Consider the following 26,096-nt stretch of genomic DNA (forward strand, 5'->3'; position numbering starts at 1 on the left):
GCCCGGCGGCGCTACGCTTGCGCGGGCCTACGGATCCAGTGCAATGGTGGGCCTGGTCCGGTAGCCCGGGTAAGGCGGAACGCCGCGACCCGGGAAATTCCCCGGCTTGCGCTGTGCTTAGTTTGTAGGCCGGGTCAGGCGTAGCCGCCACCCGGCAGTAAGACGGTACGCCGCCACCCGGGATGTCGCCCCTATCCGTGGGCGAGAAAGCGGGCCAGGCGCTGCTGCAGCAGGCGATTTTCGCGGGTCAGCCGCGCGTTCTCATCCAGCAGCGTCAGCGCCACCGCAATCCCCGGCCAGTCCAGCTCCAGCTCGTTACGCAGGCGCACCGCGCGATGGACAATCGTCACCGCGCTGTCGTCGAACAGCCAGGCGTCCGCCTGCGGCTGGTGCGGTTCAATCATGCCTAAGCCGACAATCTCCGTCAGCTCCTCTTCCGACACCCCGGTACGCAGGCACAATTCGGTAATGGTAAACGTCACTGTTACTGTAGCCATCAGGCTTTCCCCCATGTCTTACGCGGATCGAAGCTGGCTTCGGCGGTGGCCAGCTGTTGCCAGAGCTCACGCGCTTTTTCATCTGGTTTTGGCGGCATCACAATTTTAATAACGGCGAACAAATCACCGGTGTGGGTTTTGCTCACCAGCCCTTTGCCCTTGATACGCAGGCGCTGCCCTGCCTGGCTACCCGGCGGCACCGTCAGCAGAATGCTCTCTTTCAGGGTGGGCACCGTGACTTTGGCGCCCAGCGCGGCCTCCCACGGCGCCAGCGGCAGGACGATCTCCAGGTTATGTCCCACGATGTCGAACAGCGGGTGCGGGGCGATGTGGATCACCAGCCACAGATCGCCGTTCGGGCCGCCGTTTTCGCCCGGCGTCCCCTGGCCTTTCAGGCGGATGCGCTGACCATCGGCCACCCCGGCGGGGATCTTCACATTCAGCGTTTTTGGCGTCTCGCTTTCGATCATGCCGAACACGTTATACACCGGCAGGTTATAGCTGATGGTGCGGGTCTGCTCAGCCAGCGTCTCTTCAAGGAACACCGCGACCTCGATCTCCAGGTCGTGGCCGCGCGACGCGTGCTGACGGCGACGCTGATGCGCCTGCTGGCCAAACATGGAGGAAAAGATGTCGTCGAAATCCTGCTGGCTGTAGCTCTGCTCGTGGGTCTGCTGCTGGCGACCGAACCCGGGATCGTTGCGATGCTGCCAGAGCTGATCGTATTCCGCGCGCCGTTGCTCATCTTTCAGGACTTCCCAGGCTTCGGCGAGATCCTTAAATTTGGCTTCGGCATCGTTTTCTTTACTGACGTCGGGGTGGTACTTGCGCGCCAGGCGGCGGTAGGCGGTCTTGATGGTTTTCAGATCGTCGGTTGGTTGCACCCCGAGAATGGCATAATAATCCTTCAATTCCATGCTGTTATCTCATCTATGCTCAGTGCGGTAGTTACATATTCCCTGGATCAGGCGTCTGTATAAAGCGTAGGGCAAATGCGCCCTGAAGGGGAAGAAAAGTGGCGGAAACTTGACGCCGTCGGGGTCAACGGCGTCGTGGGCGCAGCTAGTCTTTCACCTGCGGCCGCGGACGACGGCGCCAGCCTGCGAACAGCACCAGCAGCGCGCCGATGGCGCCGGCCAGGCGCGCAATGCCGTCGCCGGCGGTGGGAAACAGCTGGCGAAGGGTAGGGTCGCTGACCAGCATTGACCCGGCAATCCAGCCGATGAGCATCCCGCCCAGCAGCACCACCGCGGGAAAGCGAGTGAGCAGGGCCAGCACCAGCTTGCTGCCGGCGACGATAACCGGAATGCTGATCGCCACGCCGAGGGCGACCAGCGCAATGTGTCCTTTGCCTGCGGCGGCCACCGCCAGCACGTTATCCAGCGACATGATCACATCGGCGACGGTGATGGTGACTGCGGTGCGCCACAGGCTGCCGGAGCTGGCAACCTCGCTCTCGTCCTCCTCATTACTGACCAGCCTGATGCCAATCCACATCAGGAGCAGCGCGCCGACTATTTTCAGCCACGGCAGCGACAGGAGATACAGGGCGATCGCCAGCAGCAGGATGCGCGCCAGGATGGCGCCTACGGTGCCGATGACGATCGCTTTGGTGCGTTTTTGTGGCGGCAGTTTGCGACAGGCCATGGCGATCACCACGGCGTTGTCGCCGCCCAGCAGTAAGTCGATGGCGACAATCTGCAGCATAATCACCGCCATGTCCCATTGTTGAAGAAACGCATACATATCGAGTGAAACCACCTGAAATAAATACCACGAAAAGCCGTTGCGCCGGGGGCTCCGCCCGTGGAGCGTTGACCACTGGCGCCGGTCCGCGCCGTCGCGCGGGAAACCTGAGCCTGAAAAATAAAGTTACGAATCAACGCGCCGTCGGGCAAGGCTTCGGCGAAAAAGGGTGATATTTTGTCATACAGACTCACCTGCTGTTCACTTATCGCAAGGATCCCCACTATGTCTGGCCACAAGAAATACCTCTCTGTCGCCCTGCTGAGCGCTGTCTTACTGCCGGCGATGGCTTCTGCCGCTGACGCGCCGGCGACTTTCACCGCGGAACAGGAGGCGCAAATCGGCAAAATTGCCGCCGATTACCTGGTCGCCCACCCGGAAGTTCTCCTGCAGGCAAGCCAGAAACTGCAGCAAATTCAGGCTGAGCAGCAGGCCAGCGCGGCCACCCAGGCGGTGCTGAAGAATGCCGCCTTGCTGACCCAGGATAAAAATACCCCGACCTACGGCCCGGCCAACGGCAAAGTCACGGTGATTGAGTTCTTTGACTACCAGTGCGTCTACTGCAGCCGGCTGGCGCCGGTGATGGAGCAGGTGATTAAAGCGCATCCGCAGACCCGCTTCGCTTTTAAAGAGTGGCCTATCTTCGGCGGCCGCTGGGAAAGCTCGCTGGAAGCAGCGAAAACCGGCCTGCAGATCTATCAGCAGAAAGGGGCGGATGCCTATCTGGCCTACCATAACGGGATCTACGCCACCGGACATAACGAAGGCAAGCTGACGACGGCGGATATCCAGCAGCAGGCGAAGAAAGCCGGCTTTGATGCGAAGAAGGCCACCGACGTCGAACCGGTGCTGCAGAGCATTAACGACCTGGCGCAGGAGATTGGTCTCAGCGGCACGCCGGGCGTGATCGTGATGCCGACTACTGGCGCCACGGAAGCCAGCATCACCGTCTTCCCGGGGCTGGCGGATAAAGCCTCGCTCGAAGCCGCCATTAAAAAGGCCGGCGGCTGATCGGCGGCGTCGTTACCCAGTCAGGGCCGCCGGGGGCGGCCCTGCTATCATTCCTGATCCCTCTCCTCGGGCGGCGGCAGCGCGTGGCTTTTTAAATCAATAATCTGGCCAATGTGATCGTGGTAAACGGTCAGCAAATTATAGCGACTCATCTCGGAGATGATCTGCGGGGCGACGTTAAAGCTGCTGGCCAGCTCCTCATCTCGCAAGGTAAGCACCGCGGTGTGACGCCGGGTATGGGCGCGGCGTCGGTTATAGTGGTACCAGAGGATCAGCAGCCAGCCGTTCAGCGCGGCAATCAATAAATACACCAGCGCCGTATTCAGGGAGTCCATCAGCGATGACCAGCGCGGGGAGGGCGGCGCGATGAACTGCATCAGCAAATTGGCGTAGAGAAAGAACAGAAAACCGAGCCAGGCCAGCAGCGTTAAGCCGGCGTCCACCAACCGGGGCAGCACGCGGTGTTCGGTTAAGATGAGCGTATTTTCATTCATCGCAGGCTTCCTTTTCCCCGGTCCGGGCTCACCCAGCGCGCGCGGGAACGTTGACGTTTCAACATCACTTTCGGAAAAGCGACCAGCGTGGTCAGCAGGCCGATCATCCAGTAAACCATCGGGAACCAGATCACCCAGAACAGGGATTTGGCGACCTTTTTCTCATAGCGCCGTTCGATATACAGGCTGGCGACGAACTGCAGCAGGCACATCAGGCCGAGCAGCATGCCGGTGAACTCAGGCGGAAACAGGCTGTGCACTGTCAGGTTGTCCGGCAATGGCATCAGGCGGCTGAGGATAAACAGCAGGATGGTGACCGCGTAGGCAAAGGCCCACAGCGTGGAGCAGGCATACTCCAGAAACAGCGGCCACATCCGATGATGCTGCCAGTGAAACAGGCGGCGCAGGTTGACCAGAAAGACTTCGGCCCCGCCCTGGGCCCAGCGCAGACGCTGCTTCCATAACCCTTTGAGGGTCTCAGGCATCAGGATCCAGCACAGCGCCCGCGGCTCGAAAAAGATGTCCCAGTGGCGGAGCTGAAGCTTCCAGCTGATATCAATATCTTCAGTGATCATATCCGGGCTCCAGTAGCCGACGTCCGCCAGAGCCTGACGCCGGAAGGCGGCGATCACGCCGGAGACAGTAAAGACCCGGCCATAGATCCGCTGCGTCCGCTTGATAAGGCCAATGATCGACGAGAACTCCCCTACCTGAATGCGGCCGATCAGCGTGGATCGGGTGCGGATCCGCGGATTGCCGGTGACCGCCCCGACGTGCGGGTAGTGGATCAGCGGGGCGACCAGCCAGGCCGCGGTATCCCGGTCCAGCAGGGCGTCGCCATCGATGCAGACCAGCAGATCGCCGCGCGCGGCGGCGGCGCCCGCTTTGAGCGCCACCGCTTTTCCCTGATTGGCGGCCAGGTGGATCACCCGCAGCCTTGGCTCCTCCTGCGCCAATTGCTGGAGCACCTGGGCGGTGTTGTCCGAAGAGCCGTCGTTAATCGCGATCACTTCGAGGTTGGCGTAACGCTGGGCCAGCGCCGCGCTGATGGTCTCCCGGGCGTTTTTCTCCTCGTTAAAGCAGGGGATCAGGATCGAGATCAGCGGATTGCCCGGCAGCGACGGCGGCGGGGTATCCTCTCCCCACGGCCAGTGGCGCTCCAGCTGGAACCAGAAGTACAGACCCCCGGTGATCCATAGCACCGACATAAACAGCGGCCAGAAAAAGACAAAGTCGAGGATAAGCTCGCCGGTAAACACCGCTGCGACGCCTAACGGCAGCCCGAAAACGAGGCATAAAATGCACAATGCGATAATGCGATCAGTCATGGTCAGGGTACCACCAGGAAGAAAATTGCGGTCTGATACGAGAGATATCTGGCTGATTGTTAATGAAATCGTCTGGGTAGTAGCCGTAGTTTTTGACGCCGTTTAGCCGCAGCAAATGCATCCAGTCCGCCAGCTGCTGGTCGGGAATGGCGTTGCGTTGGCGTCGGTTCCAGTCTCTGGCCTGTAGCTCAAAGATGGTTTTCTTCAGCGCGCCCGGGCGGCGGGCGACGGCCTGCACCAGCCGCGTCAGCCAGGCCTGGCTGGCGTCAATCGGCACGGACTCCATCAGCGGCATCGCCATGGGGACCGTCCAGTCATAGGCGGCAAGGAAGTCATCCAGATTTTGCGCAAACCAGGCTTCGCTCTGCGGCTCAAGGATCGGCAGGGCGAAGAGATTACGCGCCGTTTTTACCTGCGGGCCGCGGATGGCCTGCACCGACTGGCGCAGCTGCAGAGTGAAGCGGGTCAGGGTTTGGCTTTTGAAACGCATCCATGCCTGGCGCTCTTGCGGACTTTGGGGCACCGGGCCGGCATCGTGCGCCAGGCCACTCTGCCGCCAGGCGGCGACCGCCTCCGGGCTCACGTCTTCAAAATCGGTCAGCACGGCGTCGTCGTGGAACAGAATCCCGCTGAAGCTGGCGTGTCGGGCCAGATCCTCATAGATGTCGGTGATCTGCTGGCGAACCCGGGGATCCCAGGGTGACAGGCGGACATAGGGCTGACGGGCAAGTAACGCCTTCCCGGTTTGCGGATCCCAGCGCTGAACGCGCGGCAGATCGGACGAGAGATCGAAGGCCAGCACCGGCATCCAGGCATAAACCTTCACCCCGCCGCGGGTCTGCAGCTGCCAGGAGACGAAGTTAAACAGGTCGGCGCGCATCGGCAGCCAGCGGTTGGGGAAATAGAGCGACTTGACCGTGCCGTCACCCTGCGGGTCGGAGAAGGCCTGCAGAAAGACGTGGCTGATTTTCATGTCATAGACGCGCTGCACCAGCTTATCGATATTCTTTGCCTGCTGGACGGGATTGGGGTCATAGACATAGTCCAGATCCACATGCATCACCCGAACAGGATCGGCTTCCTGAATCTGCGCCACTGCGTTGGCAAAGGCCTTGATCGACGGGTTACCGGCGATCAGCATGCGCGGAATATTATCCAGATCCTTTACGTTGCCCAGGCCGTCGTTCAGCGTAAACGCCAGCTGATACCCCTGCTGTTTGGCGATGGCCAGGGTGCTGCCGCTGGCGGCGCCGTAGGGCCACACCCAGGCGCGCGGCGCTTTCCCGGCGACGTCATGGATTTTCGCCGTCACTTTCTGCACGTCATCGGCCATTCGCCGGGTAAACTGCGCGTCGCTTTCATAGCGGCCGGTGGTTTTATCCCAGCCGCGGTTAGCGGCGGCGGGCTCGCGGCTGCCCTGCGGATTGGCCGGCAGGCCGTAGTGCGAGGCCCAGGTGTGCGCGCCGATCTCCACCAGCGGCGAGCGACTAAGCTCGCGCACCATCTCCCAGGTGGCGAAGCGATCGCGCGGCGTCATCAGGCCGCCAAAATTAACGGGCTGGTTGGCGGGAGTGTCCACCCAGCTGCCCACCGGCGCCCACAGCGCCGGAACGTTCCAGGCTTTAAGCAGCGGCCAGACGCGAGTGTAAAAACTGCTATAGCCATCGTCGAAGCTGAGAAGAAAAGCCTTAGGCGGCAGCGGCTTAAGTCCATGATGGGCGTCCAGAATGTCCTGAACGCTCACGGCATGGTAGCCGTGATGCAGCAGCCAGGCGATCTGCTCATTAAGCGCGCTGGTACGCACCGAAAGGTAACGCTGGTCGGCGGCGTCGTCTTCGACGTCATGATAGGCCAGCACCAGAAAGCGATCCGCCGGCCAGGGGTTATTGGCCTCCAGCTGGGGTCGTTGCTGCGGGGCGAGGAAGGGGACCTCCTCAGCACGCACGCTGAAGATAAGGCACAGCCAGCCGAGAAGCATCAGGCCGTTGCGCAGGGTCGTGTTCAGCATGGTCATCCTTAAAACCGTATGTTTGCATCAACAGTGATAGCGAGGTTGTTTTCACGTTTACCGTCGTAGGGGCGTTTGTCCCAGTTCAGCATCACCCCGGCGTCGACGAGGTTGTTCCAGCGCAGACGCTGCCCGTAGCCCAGCGTCGTTATCGCGCCGGCGGCGTGATTTTTTTGCCAGTAGCTGCCGCCGCCGGCGAGCAGCTGCTGACTCCAGACGGTGTCATACCGCTGGTAAAGCGTGTGATCGACCGCCAGCGCCGCGGTGGCCGCGAGGTCGCGGGCCGGACTGTAATACGCGGTGTCGGTGCGGCTATTGGCGCTGGCCGACAGACCGGGCTGCAGATCCAGCGTTAGCCACGGGGTCTGCCAGAGGCGCTCTTTACCAGAGAGGGTGTACTCCTGACGACGGTTGTGGTCGGTAAAGCGGCTGGCGGCCGCGCTGACGCGGTACTCCCGGCGCTCGTTTTGATACCAGCGCAGCCAGCCTTCGCCGCGGTTGGCGCTGACGCCGTTGCGTAACGCGCGCAGCGGCGTCTGCTGCGAAATCCGCTCCAGCTCGCCGCCCAGCTGCCAGCGATCGTTGACGTCGTGCGCGGCGGAAAGGCGGACGCCGGGCTTATTCTCGCCGTGAAAATTGACGCTGGAGAGTTCAAGTTCTCCCCAGGCGTCGCGCGGACGCCATTCAATACCGGCGAACAGCTGGCGACGGCTGCCTTTCCCCTCTTCAAAATTGCCTTGGGCAAAGCGGTGGCCGCCAAACAATCGCCAGCTGTCGGCTATCGGCGGGCTGTAGATCGCCGTCTCAAAACTGAGGTCGTGGGTACCGCTCACCGGGTTGTCGGAATGCAGCCCTTTGCCGACGCTCAGGCGCAGCTCGGAGAAATGATGGATTTCGCGGGCTCTGGCCAGGCGCTGGGTATTCAGATCCCGTGGCGAACGGGCGATAACGTCGTCGGTCAGCAGATCCATCTGCCGCCACTCCTGCAGATCGAGGGCGACCCAGGCCTGCTGGCGCTCCAGCTGCAGGCTGGTGGGCTCCAGGGCTTCCGCCGCTTTCAGCTGGCGTTCGGCTGCCCGCGGCAGCCCTCTGTCCTGCAGCAGGGCGGCATAGTCGATCTGCAGCCCCTGGTTGCCGGGGGCCGTCGCCGCCAGGCGCTGCATACGGGCTTCGGCCTGCGGCAGGGCGTTGGTGGCGGAGAGATAGTGCACGTTAAGCGACTGCGCGGTGAGCCAGTCGTCGTTCGGCTGGGGCGTCGGCGAGCCGTAGAGATGACGGATATAGGGCGCATTCCGGGTGAGTCGGGCGACATACCGCTGCGCCGCCGGGTACTGAGCGGTGTCCAGCAGGGCGTAGAAAAGCTCATGTTCTTCATTCTGTTGGCTCGTCAGCCACGAGGGATGCTGATGAATAAGCGCCAACGCAGGCTCAATCTGCTTAAGCGCGATATAAGAGGAGATAACCCAGCCGATGGCCCAGTCGGGAACCGCCTGCTGCTGCGCCATCAGGCTTTGGTATTCGCGGATAACCTGCGCGTAGTCTGCGTAGGCGTACAGCGCGCCCAGACGGTCAATGCGCGCCCGGATGATGTCCGGGGCGGCCTGCGGGTCGGGACGCCAGGCGGCGATCATCGCGTCGTATTGCGCCAGCGCCGTGCGGGCCAGCGCGTAACGCGCATTTTCTTCACGGGAAGGCGTATCGGCAAGGCGCACCAGTTCGGCGGCGGCGTTCAGCTGCAGGTTGCGCTTTTCCGCGGGCGTCAGTTCGACGTTATTCGCGAGGCCGAGGGCGGGGGAGTCGATCCGGTTGCGGGTCAGGGTCGCCATCAGGCTCGCCAGCGCGGCTTTATTCTGCGGTTCGCGATCGAAGATCTGCGTGTCCACCAGCAGCTGGTCCCAGCTCTTGCCAAGCCGCAGGTAGACATAAGAGAGGGTCTGCAGGTGGGCAATGCTCGCCTGCTCCGCCACCAGGCGACGCGCTTCGCTGAGCGCCTCGCCGTCCTTGCGGGCATCGGCCAGCGTCTTGATATAGCCGATACGATAGTCGTCACTGTCGGGGGCCTGGCTGAGAGCCTGCTGCCAGAGGAGGAGCGAGGCTTGCCACTGTTTCTGGTTGCGCATCGCCTGCGCCGCGGCGGCGGTGCCCCGTGCGGGAAGCGGCATATAGACCTGATAGCGTCGCCAGACTTTCACCACCTCGTCGTCCTGGCCGGCCCAGAGGGCTACCTGCAGCCAGTCTGCAACCTGAGAAGGGGTTAAGGCATGCCGCAGCTGGTATTGCTGAAGATATGAGAGAAAGGGGGCGTACTGGCCTTGACGCGCTTGCAGGATCTGCTGGTCATAGAGCGAGTCCGCTCCCTGAACCAGCGTCGGGAAGAGCAAAAGCACGCCGATTGACAGCGAGAGTTTCGTGTTGCGATTAAACAATAACGTATTTGAATAAGGTGATCTTTCCATTTCTATTTGCCATATGTTCATCAAGAATCCATTGCACAACACGACCGTCCTTTGACGGTGAGTTAAAGGATGAGGATGGTCCCATTTAGCTGACTGGCACTGCGGGTGAATGACTTATTGCAAAGTAATAAACATATCTCCTGTGGATAATTGAATGGATAATTTATACCCGATACCGCAGCGGATAAATATGGTTAAATGACGAACTGCGTTTTAAGATAAATCTGTAAAAATGGTTTAATTCGAATCGCCATGTTGAAGCGAGTTCCTTTAACTTACTGAAATAAATAAAAAATGGAGTTGGCTGAAATTTTGTTTTAATTTTGTTGGATGGCTTATATTGCAGTGAAGAGAAAGGTTTTTCATGGATATTTAAGATGATTTCTGACAAAAATTCTCAATAGCAAAAAAAGCATCTTTTCTGTGGGATTTTTTTATTTATAATTAATCCGTTTATTTTCTGTCCGCACCCAGGGAGGTTTTTCACAGCCAGATTCAGATGCCGCGCTAATGATAAATCACAGATCTCGTTATTTTTACCGCCATGCGGAGCGTTCCCCAGGGGCAAGGAAAACGTCTGGTTGACGAGAATTTGTTGATTAAATGTTAAAGGGAAGACTTGTGGCAAATTCAATGATATTAGTTACCCAGGATCACTATCTTTTTCAAGGAGTTAAGAATTTCTTTCCTGATATCATTCAGTTAGATTCTAGCGGAAAAGCGATTTTAGATAATGAGGTTGATGAACTCTCTCTGCTGGTTGATAGCCGTTCGCCGCTTTGTCATTACGATTATCTGGTCATGGAGGCGGCACAATCCAGAAAGCGAATATGCTGTATTGTCCTCGATATGCGCCATCGGGAAGAGCATTTACTCAGTCTGAAATCGTTTTTAAACATGTCATTATCACCCGCCGATATGGCGACCTTATTTGGGCTTTTTCTCGAGATGAAGAGCAAGCGGCTGACCAAAGAGTGGTTCGACAATCTGCGCTTAAGTATGACAGAGCAGCTGATGCTGCGTTTTCTTGGGGCGGGGATGACAATGGAGGAGGTGGCGGTGAATCTGAATACTTCGCTAAAAAGCCTTTACCGCAAGCGGACCGCGCTTTATGAGCGACTGGGGTTAGATAATTTTAATGAAGCCTGCTTATTTATCTTCAAAAATAAACTGCTGGACCAGTCCGGTCGATCGCCATAAGGCGTGGTTGTACAGGGAACAGGTGATATCGCAAGGTATGTGACGATGGAAATGTAATAAATTAAATAGATATTGATAGGTACAACCGTCGATACCAGTCGGTATCCAGGGCGGCGCCCGGCATATAATTCCGGAGCTCTTTGGAAGTAATTACCGCCATGGCGGTTTGCTATGCACAGCGATTATTATAATGATTATATTCCTTGCGCCGCAGAGGAATAGTTTTGTCATAAATTAACTCTACCATGGTATTCCGACTCACGCGTCGGAATACCATGAGATATCGTGAAAGCATCAGAGGAGCGAGGTGGATGAGAATAAGGGACAGTATTGCGGAGCGGTTAGAAGCCTGTGGGCTCTACCGTCGGGCGGCATCCAGATGGATTGAGGTGATGCAGCGTTGCCTGGACGATGAGGACCGAGAGTGGATCCGTCACCATCGCAATCAGTGTCTGAAAAAGGCGCAACGTCCGCCGGCGCCGAAAGAGGAGTTCGCTGATCTCCACCAGGCGGCAAAGGAGACGCAGTATCGCATGGGCATTGCGAAGCCCTATGGCGAAGCGTTCAGGCTGCCCGGCAAAGGGAAAACCGCCGCCGAGTAATACCTTTCTCCACTGCGTTTGTGCAGACGTTTCATTGACCCCCAGGCCCGCGCAAGCGCAGCGTCGCCGGGCGATATACATCAGACGCCGTACCCGCGGTTGTGCCGGATGGCGGCATAAATGCCTTATCCGGCCTACGGGTCCTCCCGCAGGTTCAAACAGCGTAGGCCCGCGCAAGCGCAGCGCCGCCGGGCGATATACATCAGACGCCGTACCCGCGTTTGTGCCGGATGGCGGCATCAATGCCTTATCCGGCCTACGGGTCCTCCCGCAGGCTCAAACAGCGTAGGCCCGCGCAAGCGCAGCGCCACCGGGCGATATACATCAGACGCCGTACCCGCAGTTGTGCCGGATGGCGGCATAAATGTCTTATCCGGCCTACGGGTCCTCCCGCAGGCTCAAACAGCGTAGGCCCGCGCAAACGCAGCGCCGCCGGGCGATATACATCAGACGCCGTACCCGCGGTTGTGCCGGATGGCGGCATAAATGCCTTATCCGGCCTACGGGGCCTCCCGCAGGCTCAAACAGCGTAGGCCCGCGCAAGCGCAGCGCCGCCGGGCGATATACATCAGACGCCGTACCCGCGGTTGTGCCGGATGGCGGCATAAATGTCTTATCCGGCCTACGGGTCCTCCCGCAGGTTCAAACAGCGTTGGCCCGCGCAAGCGCAGCGCCACCGGGCGATATACATCAGACGCCGTACCCGCGGTTGTGCCGGATGGCGGCATCAATGCCTTATCCGGCCTACGGGTCCTCGCGCAGGCTCAAAAAGCGTAGGCCCGCGCAAGCGCAGCGCCGCCGGGCAGGGGATCATAGAGTGGAGTTCGATGAAAAAGTCCGGATGCAGAAAAGCAAAAACCCGCCTTTTGGGCGGGTTCTTTAAATAGTGGTGCCCGGACTCGGAATCGAACCAAGGACACGGGGATTTTCAATCCCCTGCTCTACCGACTGAGCTATCCGGGCAACGGGGCGCATTAAACCGTAATCCGCCCACCCCGTCAACCAAATTTCTTAAATTACTTGTCGATTGCTTATCTTTGCGGCAATTCCGCATTCAAAGGCGCATTTTGACTCAATATCACTGCATGCCGTTATCGCCTTCACGGCTTTTCCAGCCGCTGGTGACGGAGATAACGTGGCGCAACCCGGAGATCAGGTAATCACCAATGACCTCTTCATCTTCCCGCGGCGAGCTCAGCGTAATTTCCGCATCCACGCCGTGACGATAGGCGCCATGATGGCTGAAAATGGTGCCGATATAACATTTTCCATTCAGCCAGACCGGAATATAGGCCACCGTCTCATAGATATAGTTAACGGCAACGCCGCTGTAATAGTTGTCCGCCTCGTCGGCGGAGGCGCCGGGCGGAATGGGGCAGATCGGCGCATCGTTGTCGCTGGCGGGTTTGTCTTTCAGCAGGTTGCCCTGCATCACCTCCAGCGAGCGCAGCAGATCCGCTTTATCGCTGTCGCTCAGGCTGGGGGTCAGCGGTTGGTCTTTCTCCGGGGAGCGGATGCTGTTCAGCGTATAGCGGTAGCGAACCGTCACCGCGGGCGTCTGGCTGGCGGTGCTGAACGGGCGCAGCAGATAGAGATTATCTTCGCCAAACTGGCCGTTGTACCACAGGGCATACACCTGGCCGTTGATTTTGACCCAGTGGTTCCATTGGTTGGCCCCGCGGCCATTGATCGAAAAGAGGGCGCCGGGCACCCCGGCATCGAAATCATCGCCATTATCACTGTCGCTATCGTTGACGGCGGCAAAATCATCATCGCCGCGCCGGAGTACCCCGGTGTAGCTGAAGAGCCCGGTGCCGCCCACGTAGCTGTCGATGATCAGATCGCGTTTGCCGTCGCCGTCGAGGTCGATAAGCGTAAAGCTGACTTTACCGTTTTCTGAATCTGCGCTAATTGCGGAGCGCAGAAACGCCTGCCACTCGTCATCGCTGATATCCGGGGACGGTTTGCTGGTCGTCACCAGGCTGTCATCGGCGTAAGTGAGCGTGAAGTCGGTAATATGGCCGGTTAACGGAAACTGCTCGGCGACCCGGTTCAGCGCCAGTTCCGGATCGCTTTTTTGCGCTTTCAGCACCGCGTTGTACAGCGTTCGCAGGGCCAGGTTATCCGCTTCTTTCTGCTGCTTCGGGATCACCTGGCTGACAAAGGTCGGCAGCATCCAGGTGCCGCCCGGGGTGATTTCCCGGCACATACCGGTGCTGTACTTCAGGCTGGGAACGAAGGTTTTACCCTCCCAGACGCGCGTCTCGCCGGTTACGCAGTCGGCCATGCCCCGCTCTTTGTGCAGGAAGACCAGCGTGCCGTTGGCGTAGCTGGAGGCCTCGGTAGTGAGCAGCCGCGGTTTGCTCAACTGGGCGTTATCGACCAGCCACAGGGCATAGCCATCGTTATAGGGCGCTCGCCAGCAGAGCGCCTGCGCCAACGAATGGGTTTTATCCAGCGCGGTGAGGGTGATCTGGCGCTCTGCCGCCGGAATGGCCGGGTTCTGCCAGTCTTCACAGCGCTGGTTCAGCAGCGGCGTCAGGGCGGGCAACAGCTTCTGGCGCTGGAGCATGCTCAGCGGTACAGGTTGCGCGTTGTGGATCACCGGCGCGGCGATGATTTCCGGGGCGGGGGCCGCGGGCAAAATGGCATCGTCGCCCGCGTCGCCTTTATCCAGCAGCGCGTCGGCGGTGCCGGTTCGTCGCTGAAACGCATCCATTTTACTCAGCACCTCGCGGCTGCCGGCGCTGGAAAGCGGCAGGTGCTGGCCGTTAAGCGTGAATTCGATTTTGCGCTGGTTCGCCAGGGCCTGCAGCACGGCGGAGGTCTGATCGCTGTCCAGACGGAAGTGGCTGTCATCCACGGCATCCAGCGAGCCGAGGTCCCGGTCGTCGATCAGCAGGCTGGCGGTGGAGTCGGCGGGGATATCGTGTTCGATCTGCGCGAAGGTGGCCGTGGCGGTGAGGTGCTGTTCGCTGCCGGCGTTGCGGGTCAACAGCACGCTGACCTCGCCCATGCGGACGCCGTAACCTGCCGCCCGGCAGGTGCCAGTGTTATCGCAGGCGAGCTCCCAGTCTTTTTGCGCAAAGGAAAAACCTTGCAGGGGCGCCGCCAGCAGAGGTGTGGAGCACAGCCCCAGCCAGGCAGCCCAGAAGAACGCGCGCATATCAATCCCTGTCAGCAATCAGTGAGGGGGAAATTATAGGCGCGACGTGGCGGTTAGGATATCAGAATCAGGTTAAGGCCCCGCCCATACGGCACTGGGCGAAGCGCAGAATATCTTCTGCCAGCCGCCGCGCCGTATCGACATCCGTCTGGCTACGCTTGATCAGCAGACGGCTCAGACAGCCCTCGACAATCAGCTCCATCTGCTTGGCGACCATTTCCGGATCATCCACCTCCAGCTGGGTCAGCAGCTCATGGGTGTAGGCCAGCGAAGCCTGCTTCTGCTGTTCCGCCAGCTGGTGGATCGGGTGCTGGGCATCCGGATAGAAGGTGCAGGCGGCGATAAATAAACAGCCGGGGTAGCGCTGGTTGCTGACGCAGGTGGTAAGCGCGCTATAGCGCGCCAGCAGCTTTTGCTCTGCGCTTAAGGTGTCGTCCAGCAGCAGCTGACGGCGCCAGGCATCCACCTGGTGGCTCAGATAGCGAAGCGCGTCGTAGAGCAGCGCTTCGCGATCGGGCCAGAAGCGTTTCAGGTCGCTCGTCGGACAGGACACGCGCTCAGCGACCATCTCCAGCGACGTGTTGGCGATACCTTCAATTTCAAGAATTTTAATGGCTTCTGCCAGGACGTCTTCACGTAGCACGGTGTTCTCCTCCATCTTTCCTCCTAAAGTGTCGCTCACGCTTGCCAATCGCGCAAATGGGCGCTGAATGCCGCAGCATCCATAAAGCCGGTGACCCGCCGGTCGGGTTGTTCCTGGCCCTGCGCGTTGAAGAACAGGATCGTCGGCAGACCGAGTACCTGCAGGCGCTTCAGCAGCGCGGCGTCTTGCGGACTGTTTTTTGTCACATCAACCTGTAATAACACGACGCCTTTCAGCGCCTGCTGCACGTCAGGTGAACGAAAGGTGTATTTTTCAAACTCTTTGCAGGCTACACACCAGTCGGCGTAGAGATCGAGCATCACCGGCTGGCCTTTTGCCTGCCCCAGCGCCCGATCAAGCTCGGTCACCGAGCTGACGCGGGTGAAGGCCAGATGCGCCTGCTGCTCGGGCGCCGGGGCGCCAAACGCCCAGTCCTGCAGCGGACGGGCGCTAACCAGCGCGGCGGCAAGAAGAATGATTTGCGCCAGCCGCATCCACGGCCGGGTCGCGCCCAGCGAGGTGATGAACGCCCAGCTGAAGAAGGCGACGCCAAGCATTGACCACAGACGTAATCCCCACTGGTCGCCGAGGATGCGCTCCAGCAGGAAAACGGGCAGAGCCAGGATCACGAATCCGAAGGCGGTCTTCACATGGCTCATCCACGGGCCGCTCTTCGGCAGCAGACGGTTGCCAAACACGGTGACGAGAATCAACGGCAGGCCCATGCCCAGCGCGTAGAGGTACAGCGTGCCGCCGCCCAGCCACAGATTACCGCTCTGGGCGATATATAACAGGATGGCGCTCAGCGGCGCAGTGGTGCAGGGGGAGCAGATCAGCCCGGCAATAGCGCCCATCGCAAAGACTCCGCCGGGCGAGCCGCCCTGGCGCTTATTGCTGAGCAGCGCCAGCCGCGTCTGCAGCGAGGAGGGTAGCTGTAGCGTGAACAGGCCGAACATGGAGAGCGCCAGCAGTATAAACACTGCCGACAGACCCACCAGCACATACGGGTGCTGCAGGGCCGCCTGGAACTGCAGCCCGGCGGCGGCCACCACCAGCCCCAGCGCGGTATAGGTTAAGGCCATGCCCTGGACATAAATAAAGGCCAGCAGCAGGGCGCGCGAGGTGGAAAGCCGCTGTTTGCCGCCCAGCACGATGCCGGAAATCAGCGGGTACATCGGCAGCACGCAGGGGGTGAAGGCGATACCAATGCCTATCAGCAGCGCCCACAGGGCGGTGAAAGGCAGGCGGGCGGGGGCGTCAGCGGGCGGCGCTGAGGCAGGCGCAGGTGAAGTGGCGACCTCCGGGGCCGGACGCGGCTCAACCGGCAGCGGCGGGTTGAACGCCGGACGGCTGCTCGCCGGCGGCGCAGGGGCAATGGTGGTCGCCCGGCCATCTGCCGAAGCCGCCAGCACGGCGCTCAGCGGGATCACTTTGGTCTCCGGCGGATAACAGAATCCGGCATCGGCGCAGCCCTGCCAGGTGACGGTGAGGGTGGCGTCTTTGTCCGCCTGCTTCACCGTGACCGGGATAGTCAGACGCTGACGAAAGATCTCGCTTTTGCCGTAAAACTCATCCTCATGCCACTCGCCCGCCGGCAGCGCCGGTTCGGCGATCGTCGCCCCGGCGGCGCGGAAGGTAAATTGTTGACGATAAAGATAGTAACCATCCTTGATTTGCCAGCTCAGGTTGAGGTCATGCTGTTGCTGCTGAAAGTCAAAGGCGAAGGCCTGGTCAGCAGGCACAAAGTTCGAGCGCCCCGGCGCGTCGAATAACCCGGCGGTGGCTGACGCGCTGCACAGCAGCAGGATCAGCGTAAAGATGCGGTAAGCCATGAGAGGTAATCGTTGTCTCCATACGTGACGGGCAGAACCAGCAGTTCAGGGGTTTGATACGGGTGGTGAGACTTCAGGCAGTCCAGCAGCGCCTGCTGATGGGCAAGATCGGTTTTGAGCAGCATCTGAACTTCATACTCCTGCTCCAGCTTCCCTTCCCAGTAATAGAGCGAGGTGGCGCCCGGCAGGAGCGTGGCGCAGGCGGCCAGCTTTTCGGCCAGCGCTTTTGCCGCCAGATCCTGGGCGGTCGCTTCATCCGGCGCGGTACAGAGCACAACAACAGCATCAGGCGTAGTCATCATGAACCTCGTATCAGCGAAAAGAGGCACTATAGCACGCAAGGTGGGGAGGATTAACGAAACGGGCCAGGATCTGGCCCGAATTTGAAGAGATTTACAGCATGATGCCGCCAAAAATAAACCCGAGGATCACGCACAGCGTAATGGCGATGACGCCGGGGATCAGGAAGGCGTGGTTGAAGACGTATTTACCGATGCGGGTGGAGCCGGTGTCATCCATTTCGACCGCCGCCAGCAGGGTGGGGTAGGTCGGGAGAACGAAAAGGGCGGAGACGGCGGCAAACGAGGCGATGGCAGTGAGAGGGCTCACGCCCAGCATCAACGCGGCGGGCATCAGCGCTTTGGTGGTGGCCGCCTGCGAGTAGAGCAGCGTGGCGGCAAAGAACAGCACCACCGCCAGCAGCCACGGGTAGTTATGCAGCAGGTCGCCGGCCACGGCCTGGATATCGCTGATATGCGCTTTAACGAAGGTATCCCCCAGCCAGGCGACGCCGAGCACGCAGACGCAGGCGCTCATGCCGGACTTAAAGGTGCTGGCATTGAGCACTTCGCCGGGGTCGATTTTGCAGGTGATGCTGATCAGCGTGGCGATGGTCAGCATAAACACCACGATCGCCTCGTTACGCGGTAGTACCGGGTTTTTGATCAGACCGACGGTATCGCTGATGGCCGTGGCGTAGAACATCACCGCCACGATGCCGATCAGAAACAGCAGAACGGAACGTTTGGCGTGCGGCTTCAGCTCAAACACCTGGCTGCCGCGCAGTCTGACCTCACCCTTGGCCAGCCGCTCCTGGTAAACCGGGTCGTCTTTCAGTTCGCAGCCGAGGAAATTGCAGACGATAGCGGTGAGCATCACCGCGAGCAGGGTGACCGGAATACAGATAGCCAGCAGCATCAGGTAGCTAACGCCCAGCGGCTCCAGGATCCCGGCAAAGAACACTACCGCGGCGGAGATGGGCGAAGCGGTGATCGCTATCTGGGAGGCCACCACCGCAATCGACAGCGGACGAGACGGACGGATGCCTTGCTCTTTGGCCACTTCGGTGATCACCGGCAGCGTGGAGAAGGCGGTATGGCCGGTGCCGGCGAGCACGGTCATAAACCAGGTCACCAGCGGGGCAAGGAAGGTAATATATTTCGGGTGGCGACGCAGCATCCGTTCGGCGAGGCTGACCAGGTAATCCATTCCGCCTGCGACCTGCATGGCGGCGATAGCGGCAATCACCGCCATAATGATTTCAATAACGTCGAAGGGGATCGCACCCGGTTTAATTTGAAAAATAAGCGTCAGGACAAGGACGCCAAGGCCACCGGCAAAGCCGATACCGATGCCGCCGAGCCGGGCGCCGAGATAAATCGCCAGCAGGACAATAACCAGTTCTGCACCAAACATATATGCCTTCCTTGTTTTTTAACAAGTTGATATTGGATTGTTGTATTTTAGTAAAACTAAAAAGCAAAAAGGCATGTCATCGCTGACATGCCTTTGAATGACTATCCGGAAAGATTACTGTTCGCTTTCATCGGTATAACGCTTCGCTTTATAAGCGGGATGCATCAGGTTTTGCGCGGAGAAAATGTCATCCAGCTCCGCCGCCGTCAGCAGCCCACGTTCCAGCACCACTTCCCGCACGCTCTTCCCGGTTTCGGCGCAGATCTTGCCGACGATATCGCCATTGTGGTGGCCGATAAACGGGTTGAGGTAGGTGACGATGCCGATGGAGTTATAGACGTAACCTTCGCACACCGCTTTGTTGGCAGTAATGCCGTTGACGCATTTCTCCAGCAGGTTGTAGCAGGCGTTGGTCAGAATGTGGATAGACTCGAACATCGCCTGGCCGATCACCGGCTCCATCACGTTCAGCTGCAGCTGCCCGGCTTCGGAGGCCATGGTCACCGTGGTGTCGTTGCCGATCACTTTAAAGCAGACCTGGTTGACCACCTCCGGCACCACCGGGTTAACCTTCGCCGGCATAATAGAAGAGCCAGCCTGCAGCTCAGGCAGGTTAATTTCGTTGAGGCCCGCGCGCGGTCCGGAAGAGAGCAGGCGCAGGTCGTTACAGATCTTGGACAGTTTCACCGCCAGGCGTTTCAGCGAGCTGTGAACCATGACGTACGCCCCGCAGTCCGAGGTGGCTTCGATCAGATCTTCCGCCGGAACGACCGGTAAGTTGCTCACTTCCGCCAGCTTCTGCACCGCCAGCTGTTGATAACCGTCCGGGGTGTTGAGGCGTGTGCCGATGGCGGTTGCGCCAAGGTTCACCTCCAGCAGCAGCTCCGCAGTGCGCAGAATGCTTTTGGTCTCTTCATTGAGCAGCACATTGAAGGCATGGAACTCCTGACCGAGGGTCATCGGCACTGCGTCCTGCAGCTGGGTGCGGCCCATCTTGAGGATGTCCTGGAACTCCTCGGCTTTCGCCTGGAAACCTTCGCCCAGCTGCTTAATCGCATCGATTAACTTGAGGATAGAGGCATACACCGCAATGCGGAACCCGGTCGGGTAGGCATCGTTGGTGGACTGGCATTTGTTGACGTGATCGTTTGGGTTCAGGTACTGGTATTCGCCTTTCTGGTGGCCCATCAGCTCGAGGCCGATGTTTGCCAGGACTTCGTTGGTGTTCATGTTTACGGAGGTGCCGGCCCCGCCCTGGAAGACATCGACCGGGAACTGGTCCATGCATTTGCCGTTATTCAGGACTTCGTCACAGGCGGCGATAATCGCATTTGCCGCGCTTTTGGGAATGGTCTGCAGCTCCTTGTTCGCCAGCGCGGCGGCTTTCTTCACCATCACCATGCCGCGCACGAATTCTGGTATGTCGCTGATTTTGCTGTTGCTAATGTAGAAGTTTTCAATCGCTCGCAGAGTATGAACGCCGTAGTAAGCGTCCGCGGGAACTTCCCTGGTGCCCAACAGATCTTCTTCGATACGAATGTTGTTTAACATGTGAACCTTCTTTTCAAGCTGCCAATGAATTCACCAAATACACAGAATATCCAGGATTCAGTATATTTTCTGGCCGACGATTATTTCCTTAACCGGCCCGGTGCCCAAGATCATATGCTGATGATAGCGAATATCAGTAAGCTTGATCACTTATTACATCGCGGGTGTGAGAAGATTTATTAATCTGTGAAATGGGTCACCGCTTTCCTATTCTTGGAAAAAATAAGCATTTCCGCTGATTGAAAAGCCGCTCAGCATCCCCATCTTAGTGGGATGCGATCAGCAAATTGATGACTACGGGGGCCGAATTCGGCGCCTGTCGATGAAGGAGACGCCGGTGCGTTGGATTCCGTTTATTGCCTTTTTTCTTTACGTTTACATTGAGATATCGATCTTTATCCAGGTCGCTCACGTGTTGGGCGTCTTTATGACGCTGATCCTGGTGATCTTTAGCTCGGTGGTGGGGATGTCGCTGGTGCGCAACCAGGGCTTCAAAAACTTCCTGCTGATGCAGCAGAAGATGGCCGCGGGCGAGAGCCCGGCGGCGGAGATGATCAAGAGCGTCTCGCTGATTATCGCTGGCCTGCTGCTGTTGATCCCAGGGTTCTTTACCGACTTCCTCGGCCTGCTGCTGCTTTTGCCCCCGGTGCAGAAGCACCTGACGATGAAGCTGATGCCGCATTTGCGCTTCAGCCGGATGCCGGGCGGCGGCTTTAGCGCCGGGACTGGCGGCGGAGAGACCTTCGAAGGGGAATACCAGCGCAAGGATGAACAGCGCGACCGTCTGGACCACAAGGACGATCGCCGCGATTAACGTTTATCGGCCCGGTCTGCAGACGCGACCGGGCCGCTTTCTTTTTGCGCCTATACGCTTCCTGTCGCCAGCTTACGTCTTGGTAAAAACAACCACAGCACCGCCAGCATCACCAGCGCGTACAGACTCTTCCAGCCGACCATCGCCAGCAGCAGCAGACAGAGAATGCTGCCCACCGCCGCCAGCAGCCGATAGCGCCCGCGCAGCAAACGACAGCCCGCCAGCATGCACAGCAGATAGATCATGATGAAAATGCCGTTGGCATAGACGATCAGCGCGTCCAGATTGATATCGAGAAAATAGATACACAAGGTGCTGACCACGCAGGAGCCCAGCACGGCGTTGAGGGCGTTGCGTGGGATCTGCCGCGGCGACAGCCTCGCGAGGTAGCTCTGTGGCTTATGCTGTGCCTGCGACCAGACCAGGCGGGCGAAGCTCTGAATATAGATGTTGAGGCTGGCGAAACAGGCGAGGTAACCGATGACGCAGGCCACCCACAGCGCTTCGACGCCGAACAGGCGGACCACGATATTCGGTAATGACGCCGCCGCCGCCATCTCCTCGCCAAAGGCGTGGAAGTGCAACACCAGCACGGTGCAGGCCCAGTAGACCGAGCCGGCAAGCAGCAGGCCTATCATCAGCGCGCGGGGAAAATCGCGCTCGGGGTGTTTAAACTCCGAGGCGAGGTGGGCAAAGGCTTCCAGGCCGACAAAGCACCAGAACATCACCGACAGCGCGGAGAAGAGCTGGCCGCGGTCGATCTCCGCCGGGGCGGGGAAGGGGATCTGCGCCGGGCTTATGCCACCGCGCCACCAGACGGCGACGATCAGCGCCACGATCAGCACGGCAACCAGCGTCTGCAGGTTGGCGCTGGAGCTGGCGCCACGTGAACCGACCCACCAGACGATGGCCAGGGTACCCAGCTCCGCCAGTAGCAGCTGCGCATCATGCCAGCCGAACAGCGCCTGGCCGAAGCCGGTGGCGATGTGCAGGGCGGCGGGGAGTCCGACCGGGATAACCGATAAAAACAGCCAGCCGGTGACGCTGGCCAGACGTGGGCCAAAGGCCATATCGACAAAGTGGGCCACGCCGCCCGCGCTGGGGAAATGGCGGCCCAGCAGGGCGAAGACGATGGCAATCGGAAAAACAAGGAGGATAAGCAACGGCCATGCCCACAGGCTGTTATCGCCAGCGACCAGCGCCGCCAGCGCCGGAACGGCGAAAACGCCGGTGCCCAGCAGTGAGGTGGAAAGCAACCCGACTCCCTGTCCCAGCCCTAACTCCTGTTTTAAACCACTCATGATTCCATCCTGCGCCAGTGAAAAGAAAGAGAGTATCACAATCGCTTTTCCTTATGACCGGTTGCCCGGTGGCGCCGCTTTTTGCGCGCCAGCGCAAAGGTAAAAATTTTTTTTTAATTTTGCCCTTGAAGCGGGAAATGGCCATCCCCATCTCTCTCTGCACTAGCCGGTAAACCGCGTTCGGCCCGGCGTCACCCATAACTGATAATGACTTTCTCGAAGGAGAGCTATCAATGAGTATTCGTCCGTTACATGATCGTGTGATCGTCAAACGTAAAGAAGTTGAAACCAAATCTGCGGGCGGCATCGTTCTGACCGGTTCTGCAGCAGCTAAGTCAACGCGTGGCGAAATCATCGCTGTCGGTAAAGGCCGCATCCTGGAAAACGGGACCGTGCAGCCGCTGGACGTTAAAGTTGGTGACATCGTGATTTTCAACGATGGCTACGGCGTGAAGACTGAGAAGATTGACAACGAAGAAGTGCTGATCATGTCCGAAAGCGACATCCTGGCAATTGTTGAAGCTTAATTCGCACGACCCTGAACGAATTTGAGGAATATAAGAAATGGCAGCAAAAGACGTAAAATTCGGTAACGACGCTCGTGTAAAAATGCTGCGCGGCGTAAACGTACTGGCAGATGCAGTTAAAGTGACCCTGGGCCCGAAAGGCCGTAACGTGGTTCTGGACAAATCCTTCGGCGCGCCGACCATCACCAAAGATGGTGTTTCCGTTGCACGTGAAATCGAGCTGGAAGACAAGTTCGAAAACATGGGCGCGCAGATGGTGAAAGAAGTTGCCTCTAAAGCGAACGACGCGGCAGGCGACGGTACCACCACCGCAACCGTGCTGGCGCAGGCTATCGTGAACGAAGGCCTGAAAGCGGTTGCTGCAGGCATGAACCCGATGGATCTGAAACGTGGTATCGACAAAGCTGTCGTTGCCGCTGTTGAAGAACTGAAAGCGCTGTCCGTTCCGTGCTCTGACTCCAAAGCTATCGCTCAGGTAGGTACCATCTCCGCTAACTCCGACGAAACCGTCGGTAAACTGATCGCGGAAGCGATGGATAAAGTTGGCAAAGAAGGCGTGATCACCGTTGAAGACGGTACCGGTCTGGAAGACGAACTGGACGTGGTTGAAGGTATGCAGTTCGACCGCGGCTACCTGTCTCCGTACTTCATCAACAAGCCGGACACCGGCGCCGTTGAGCTGGAAAGCCCGTTCATCCTGCTGGCTGACAAAAAAATCTCCAACATCCGCGAAATGCTGCCGGTTCTGGAAGCCGTAGCGAAAGCTGGCAAACCGCTGGTTATCATCGCTGAAGACGTTGAAGGCGAAGCGCTGGCGACCCTGGTGGTTAACACCATGCGCGGCATCGTGAAAGTGGCTGCGGTGAAAGCGCCGGGCTTCGGCGACCGTCGTAAAGCCATGCTGCAGGATATCGCGACGCTGACTGGCGGTACCGTTATCTCTGAAGAGATCGGTATGGAGCTGGAAAAAGCGACTCTGGAAGACCTGGGCCAGGCGAAACGCGTGGTTATCAACAAAGACACCACCACCATCATCGATGGCGTTGGCGAAGAATCCGCAATCCAGGGCCGCGTTGCTCAGATCCGTAAGCAGATCGAAGAAGCAACCTCCGACTACGACCGTGAAAAACTGCAGGAACGTGTCGCTAAACTGGCTGGCGGCGTTGCCGTAATCAAAGTCGGCGCGGCAACCGAAGTTGAAATGAAAGAGAAAAAAGCACGCGTCGACGATGCCCTGCACGCCACTCGTGCTGCGGTTGAAGAAGGCGTGGTGGCTGGCGGCGGCGTAGCGCTGGTTCGCGTTGCAGCGAAACTCGCTGGCCTGACCGGTCAGAACGAAGATCAGAACGTCGGTATCAAAGTTGCGCTGCGCGCAATGGAAGCGCCGCTGCGTCAGATCGTGTCCAACGCCGGTGAAGAGCCGTCTGTTGTGGCGAACAACGTGAAAGCCGGCGACGGTAACTACGGTTACAACGCGGCAACTGAAGAATACGGCAACATGATCGACTTCGGTATCCTGGACCCAACCAAAGTCACCCGTTCTGCACTGCAGTACGCGGCTTCCGTGGCTGGCCTGATGATCACCACCGAGTGCATGGTGACCGACCTGCCGAAAGGCGATGCGCCTGATTTAGGTGCTGCTGGCGGTATGGGCGGCATGGGCGGTATGGGCGGCATGATGTAATCGTGCGCTCTACGGCATAAAAAAGCAGAAACCCCTGGCCAGTAATGGCTGGGGGTTTTTCTTTTGGCGCGCTTTTTAGTATAAGGCTTATACATAAAAATCATTTAAGCTGCATCAGAGCGGCAAGCACCTCCGTATCGGAAGCGACTAACTAGCGCGACCGGCTAAGGAATGAAAGCGGCTCATGCCGACGCAGTTTGAAGGATGACAGGTTTACATCCGGGCCAGTGCGTCCAGCTCATCGATCATGGGGATTAACATGCAGGTAAAATATTTAGCAGGGATTGTCGGCGCAGCCTTACTGTTGGCAGGTTGCAGTTCCAGCAATGAATTAACCTCCGCCGGCCAGAATGTGCGCTTCGTGCAGGAGAAGCCGGGCGCAGAGTGTCAGCTGTTAGGGACCGCGACGGGTAAACAGAGCAACTGGCTCTCCGGCCAGAATGGCGATGAGGGTGGCTCCATGCGCGGTGCGGCTAACGCCCTGCGTAACCAGGCGGCAGCCATGGGCGGCAACGTGATTTATGGCGTCAGCAGCCCGACGCAAAATCTGTTGTCGAGCTTTGTGCCCACCGACAGCGAGATGAACGGCCAGGTTTATAAGTGCCCGAACTGATGCGCGATGCCTCTCTCTGCGAGCGTAGAGAGAGGCGTGACCGGTAGAATAGGGTCAGGCGTTAAGCTCCGCTTTCTTCTCCAGATAGAAGGCATGCAGGGGACGCAGACACTCTTCCAGGCTGAGCATTCTTCCTGGCTGGGAAGGAATAATGGTACTGAAGATTTGGCATGGCGCCAGCGCCGTGTGCATCGCCTTAAGCTTGGGGCTTTTCTCAATAAGGCGTACTACCACGCTGTTTTCCATTTCAGATAAATGTGGCGCACTGGTTTTTACCACCGCTCCGGAGACAATTTTCTTGCCTTCGTCCGTCTCGCAGCAATAGAGCACGCCCAGATAATAGGAAAACAGGTTTAGCTTCCATTCTTCCTGGGGATACTGCTGGTAATCAATATTCGGCTGAGTAGTTAAGTCGACGCAGTAGCACATTAAAAAATCCATATTTGAACTTAAATACTGGATAAGTTCCTGATCGCCGACTGTTTTTAATGCCTGTTGAATACCGATTATCAGGGCTTCAACCTGTCGGTCATCAATAGTTAACGCCTTAATTTGCTCATCCTGAAATACCAGGATCAGCGTTGACTGCGTTTCGCCAGGTTTAAGCGTAATAGACATTATACGCCGCTCAGGAGAAGGCTGTTGTATTTCAGCCATTTCTACCGTGGGGATATGGGTTACGAGTGTTTCGTTATAAGCGATAATCTCATCTTTGTAAGCCTCGCCTTTATTTTCAAGTCGCTGAAAAATTAAGGCCATTCTACTTTGCAATATCAGAAGCAGGTCGGATAATACGGGTGCCTGAAGATAGAAAATCTCACAGGTATCATTCGCTTTCTTGACCTTAAGTAACAGCGCCAGGAAACGCTCTTCAAAAGTAATTCCTGCAGTATTAAAACCAATAAACGTTCCTTGCATAATCTTCTCC

The 26,096-nt window shown here is 58.5% G+C and carries 22 protein-coding genes and 1 tRNA gene; 7 read left to right on the forward strand and 16 right to left on the reverse strand.

The features are described 5' to 3' along the window. Positions 1-191 precede the first annotated feature (191 nt). The 3 genes from cbpM to QLG03_RS24430 all read right to left on the reverse strand — a co-directional run bounded on the left by cbpM (position 192) and on the right by QLG03_RS24430 (position 2,243). Positions 192-497: a chaperone modulator CbpM gene (gene cbpM / locus QLG03_RS24420; RefSeq protein WP_020481009.1), complete on the reverse strand. Its 306-nt coding sequence runs from the start codon at positions 495-497 to the stop codon at positions 192-194. Beyond that, positions 497-1,414 carry a curved DNA-binding protein gene (cbpA, locus tag QLG03_RS24425; RefSeq protein WP_023291678.1) on the reverse strand — a complete coding sequence of 306 codons (918 nt, stop codon included), beginning with the start codon at positions 1,412-1,414 and terminating at the stop codon, positions 497-499. Before cbpA ends, cbpM begins: the two co-directional genes overlap by 1 nt. Before the next feature lie 145 nt (positions 1,415-1,559). Beyond that, positions 1,560-2,243 (reverse strand): TerC family protein, encoded by a 684-nt coding sequence (locus QLG03_RS24430; RefSeq protein WP_032454594.1) that lies wholly within the window; start codon positions 2,241-2,243, stop codon positions 1,560-1,562. A gap of 225 nt (positions 2,244-2,468) precedes the next feature. On the opposite strand from QLG03_RS24430, the gene QLG03_RS24435 reads away from it, so the two are divergent. Continuing rightward, entirely contained in the window at positions 2,469-3,254 is a 786-nt protein-coding gene (locus QLG03_RS24435) for a DsbA family protein (RefSeq protein ID WP_023291680.1), read from the forward strand. Positions 3,255-3,301: 47 nt separating this feature from the next. Here QLG03_RS24435 and pgaD read toward each other — a convergent pair whose 3' ends face one another. From pgaD to pgaA, 4 genes are read right to left on the reverse strand one after another with little or no spacing between them, the layout of a single operon-like run. After that, entirely contained in the window at positions 3,302-3,748 is a 447-nt protein-coding gene (pgaD, locus tag QLG03_RS24440) for a poly-beta-1,6-N-acetyl-D-glucosamine biosynthesis protein PgaD (RefSeq protein ID WP_023291681.1), read from the reverse strand. Beyond that, complete coding sequence (gene pgaC / locus QLG03_RS24445; protein ID WP_023291682.1) at positions 3,745-5,076, reverse strand: poly-beta-1,6-N-acetyl-D-glucosamine synthase; 1,332 nt, start codon at positions 5,074-5,076, stop codon at positions 3,745-3,747. The genes pgaD and pgaC overlap by 4 nt, the downstream gene beginning before the upstream one ends. Next, positions 5,069-7,084, reverse strand: coding sequence for a poly-beta-1,6-N-acetyl-D-glucosamine N-deacetylase PgaB (gene pgaB / locus QLG03_RS24450; protein ID WP_064155518.1), 2,016 nt, complete (start codon positions 7,082-7,084; stop codon positions 5,069-5,071). The genes pgaC and pgaB overlap by 8 nt, the downstream gene beginning before the upstream one ends. Positions 7,085-7,092: 8 nt before the next feature. Then, complete coding sequence (gene pgaA / locus QLG03_RS24455; protein WP_187142941.1) at positions 7,093-9,540, reverse strand: poly-beta-1,6 N-acetyl-D-glucosamine export porin PgaA; 2,448 nt, start codon at positions 9,538-9,540, stop codon at positions 7,093-7,095. Between the two features lie 633 nt (positions 9,541-10,173). Here pgaA and QLG03_RS24460 point away from each other — a divergent pair. Then, complete coding sequence (locus QLG03_RS24460) at positions 10,174-10,740, forward strand: LuxR C-terminal-related transcriptional regulator (RefSeq protein WP_032454598.1); 567 nt, start codon at positions 10,174-10,176, stop codon at positions 10,738-10,740. A 311-nt stretch (positions 10,741-11,051) separates the two neighbouring features. Beyond that, entirely contained in the window at positions 11,052-11,342 is a 291-nt protein-coding gene (locus tag QLG03_RS24465; RefSeq protein WP_004153693.1) for a PerC family transcriptional regulator, read from the forward strand. 887 nt (positions 11,343-12,229) lie between these two features. Here the strand turns inward: QLG03_RS24465 and QLG03_RS24470 are convergent. The 7 genes from QLG03_RS24470 to aspA form a co-directional block, all read right to left on the reverse strand. After that, a tRNA-Phe gene (locus tag QLG03_RS24470) sits at positions 12,230-12,305 on the reverse strand. A 115-nt stretch (positions 12,306-12,420) separates the two neighbouring features. Further along, entirely contained in the window at positions 12,421-14,508 is a 2,088-nt protein-coding gene (locus tag QLG03_RS24475; protein WP_048336471.1) for a DUF1176 domain-containing protein, read from the reverse strand. A 67-nt stretch (positions 14,509-14,575) separates the two neighbouring features. Next, positions 14,576-15,166, reverse strand: coding sequence for a transcriptional regulator (locus tag QLG03_RS24480; protein WP_023291688.1), 591 nt, complete (start codon positions 15,164-15,166; stop codon positions 14,576-14,578). 20 nt (positions 15,167-15,186) lie between these two features. Next, a complete protein-coding gene (locus QLG03_RS24485) occupies positions 15,187-16,983 on the reverse strand; it encodes a protein-disulfide reductase DsbD (RefSeq protein WP_255989491.1) in 1,797 nt (598 codons plus the stop codon). Further along, a complete protein-coding gene (gene cutA, locus QLG03_RS24490; RefSeq protein ID WP_004206404.1) occupies positions 16,959-17,282 on the reverse strand; it encodes a divalent cation tolerance protein CutA in 324 nt (107 codons plus the stop codon). Before cutA ends, QLG03_RS24485 begins: the two co-directional genes overlap by 25 nt. 94 nt (positions 17,283-17,376) lie before the next feature. Next, the gene (locus QLG03_RS24495) at positions 17,377-18,678 is read right to left on the reverse strand and encodes an anaerobic C4-dicarboxylate transporter (RefSeq protein ID WP_255989489.1); all 1,302 of its coding nucleotides are present in this window, start codon (positions 18,676-18,678) and stop codon (positions 17,377-17,379) included. A 114-nt stretch (positions 18,679-18,792) separates the two neighbouring features. Next, the gene (aspA, locus tag QLG03_RS24500; RefSeq protein WP_004177762.1) at positions 18,793-20,229 is read right to left on the reverse strand and encodes an aspartate ammonia-lyase; all 1,437 of its coding nucleotides are present in this window, start codon (positions 20,227-20,229) and stop codon (positions 18,793-18,795) included. A 337-nt stretch (positions 20,230-20,566) separates the two neighbouring features. Here aspA and QLG03_RS24505 point away from each other — a divergent pair, with 337 nt between their 5' ends. Further along, on the forward strand, positions 20,567-21,043 hold the full coding sequence (locus QLG03_RS24505; RefSeq protein WP_023291691.1) for an FxsA family protein: 477 nt from the start codon (positions 20,567-20,569) through the stop codon (positions 21,041-21,043). A gap of 50 nt (positions 21,044-21,093) precedes the next feature. Here QLG03_RS24505 and yjeH read toward each other — a convergent pair whose 3' ends face one another. Continuing rightward, positions 21,094-22,344 (reverse strand): L-methionine/branched-chain amino acid transporter, encoded by a 1,251-nt coding sequence (yjeH, locus tag QLG03_RS24510; RefSeq protein WP_086075967.1) that lies wholly within the window; start codon positions 22,342-22,344, stop codon positions 21,094-21,096. 233 nt (positions 22,345-22,577) lie between these two features. Between yjeH and QLG03_RS24515 the strand changes: the two genes are divergently transcribed. From QLG03_RS24515 to QLG03_RS24525, 3 genes are all read left to right on the forward strand, one after another. Further along, entirely contained in the window at positions 22,578-22,871 is a 294-nt protein-coding gene (locus tag QLG03_RS24515; protein WP_004152420.1) for a co-chaperone GroES, read from the forward strand. Between the two features lie 37 nt (positions 22,872-22,908). Continuing rightward, on the forward strand, positions 22,909-24,555 hold the full coding sequence (gene groL, locus QLG03_RS24520) for a chaperonin GroEL (RefSeq protein WP_023291693.1): 1,647 nt from the start codon (positions 22,909-22,911) through the stop codon (positions 24,553-24,555). Between the two features lie 259 nt (positions 24,556-24,814). Next, positions 24,815-25,168: a DUF4156 domain-containing protein gene (locus QLG03_RS24525; protein WP_004152419.1), complete on the forward strand. Its 354-nt coding sequence runs from the start codon at positions 24,815-24,817 to the stop codon at positions 25,166-25,168. 54 nt (positions 25,169-25,222) lie between these two features. On the opposite strand, the gene yjeJ is transcribed toward QLG03_RS24525, so the two are convergent. Beyond that, a complete protein-coding gene (yjeJ, locus tag QLG03_RS24530; RefSeq protein ID WP_282473676.1) occupies positions 25,223-26,086 on the reverse strand; it encodes a YjeJ family protein in 864 nt (287 codons plus the stop codon). Positions 26,087-26,096 lie beyond the last annotated feature (10 nt).

Source organism: Klebsiella sp. V115_8 (assembly GCF_029967715.1).
Taxonomy (GTDB): Bacteria; Pseudomonadota; Gammaproteobacteria; order Enterobacterales; family Enterobacteriaceae; genus Klebsiella; species Klebsiella quasipneumoniae.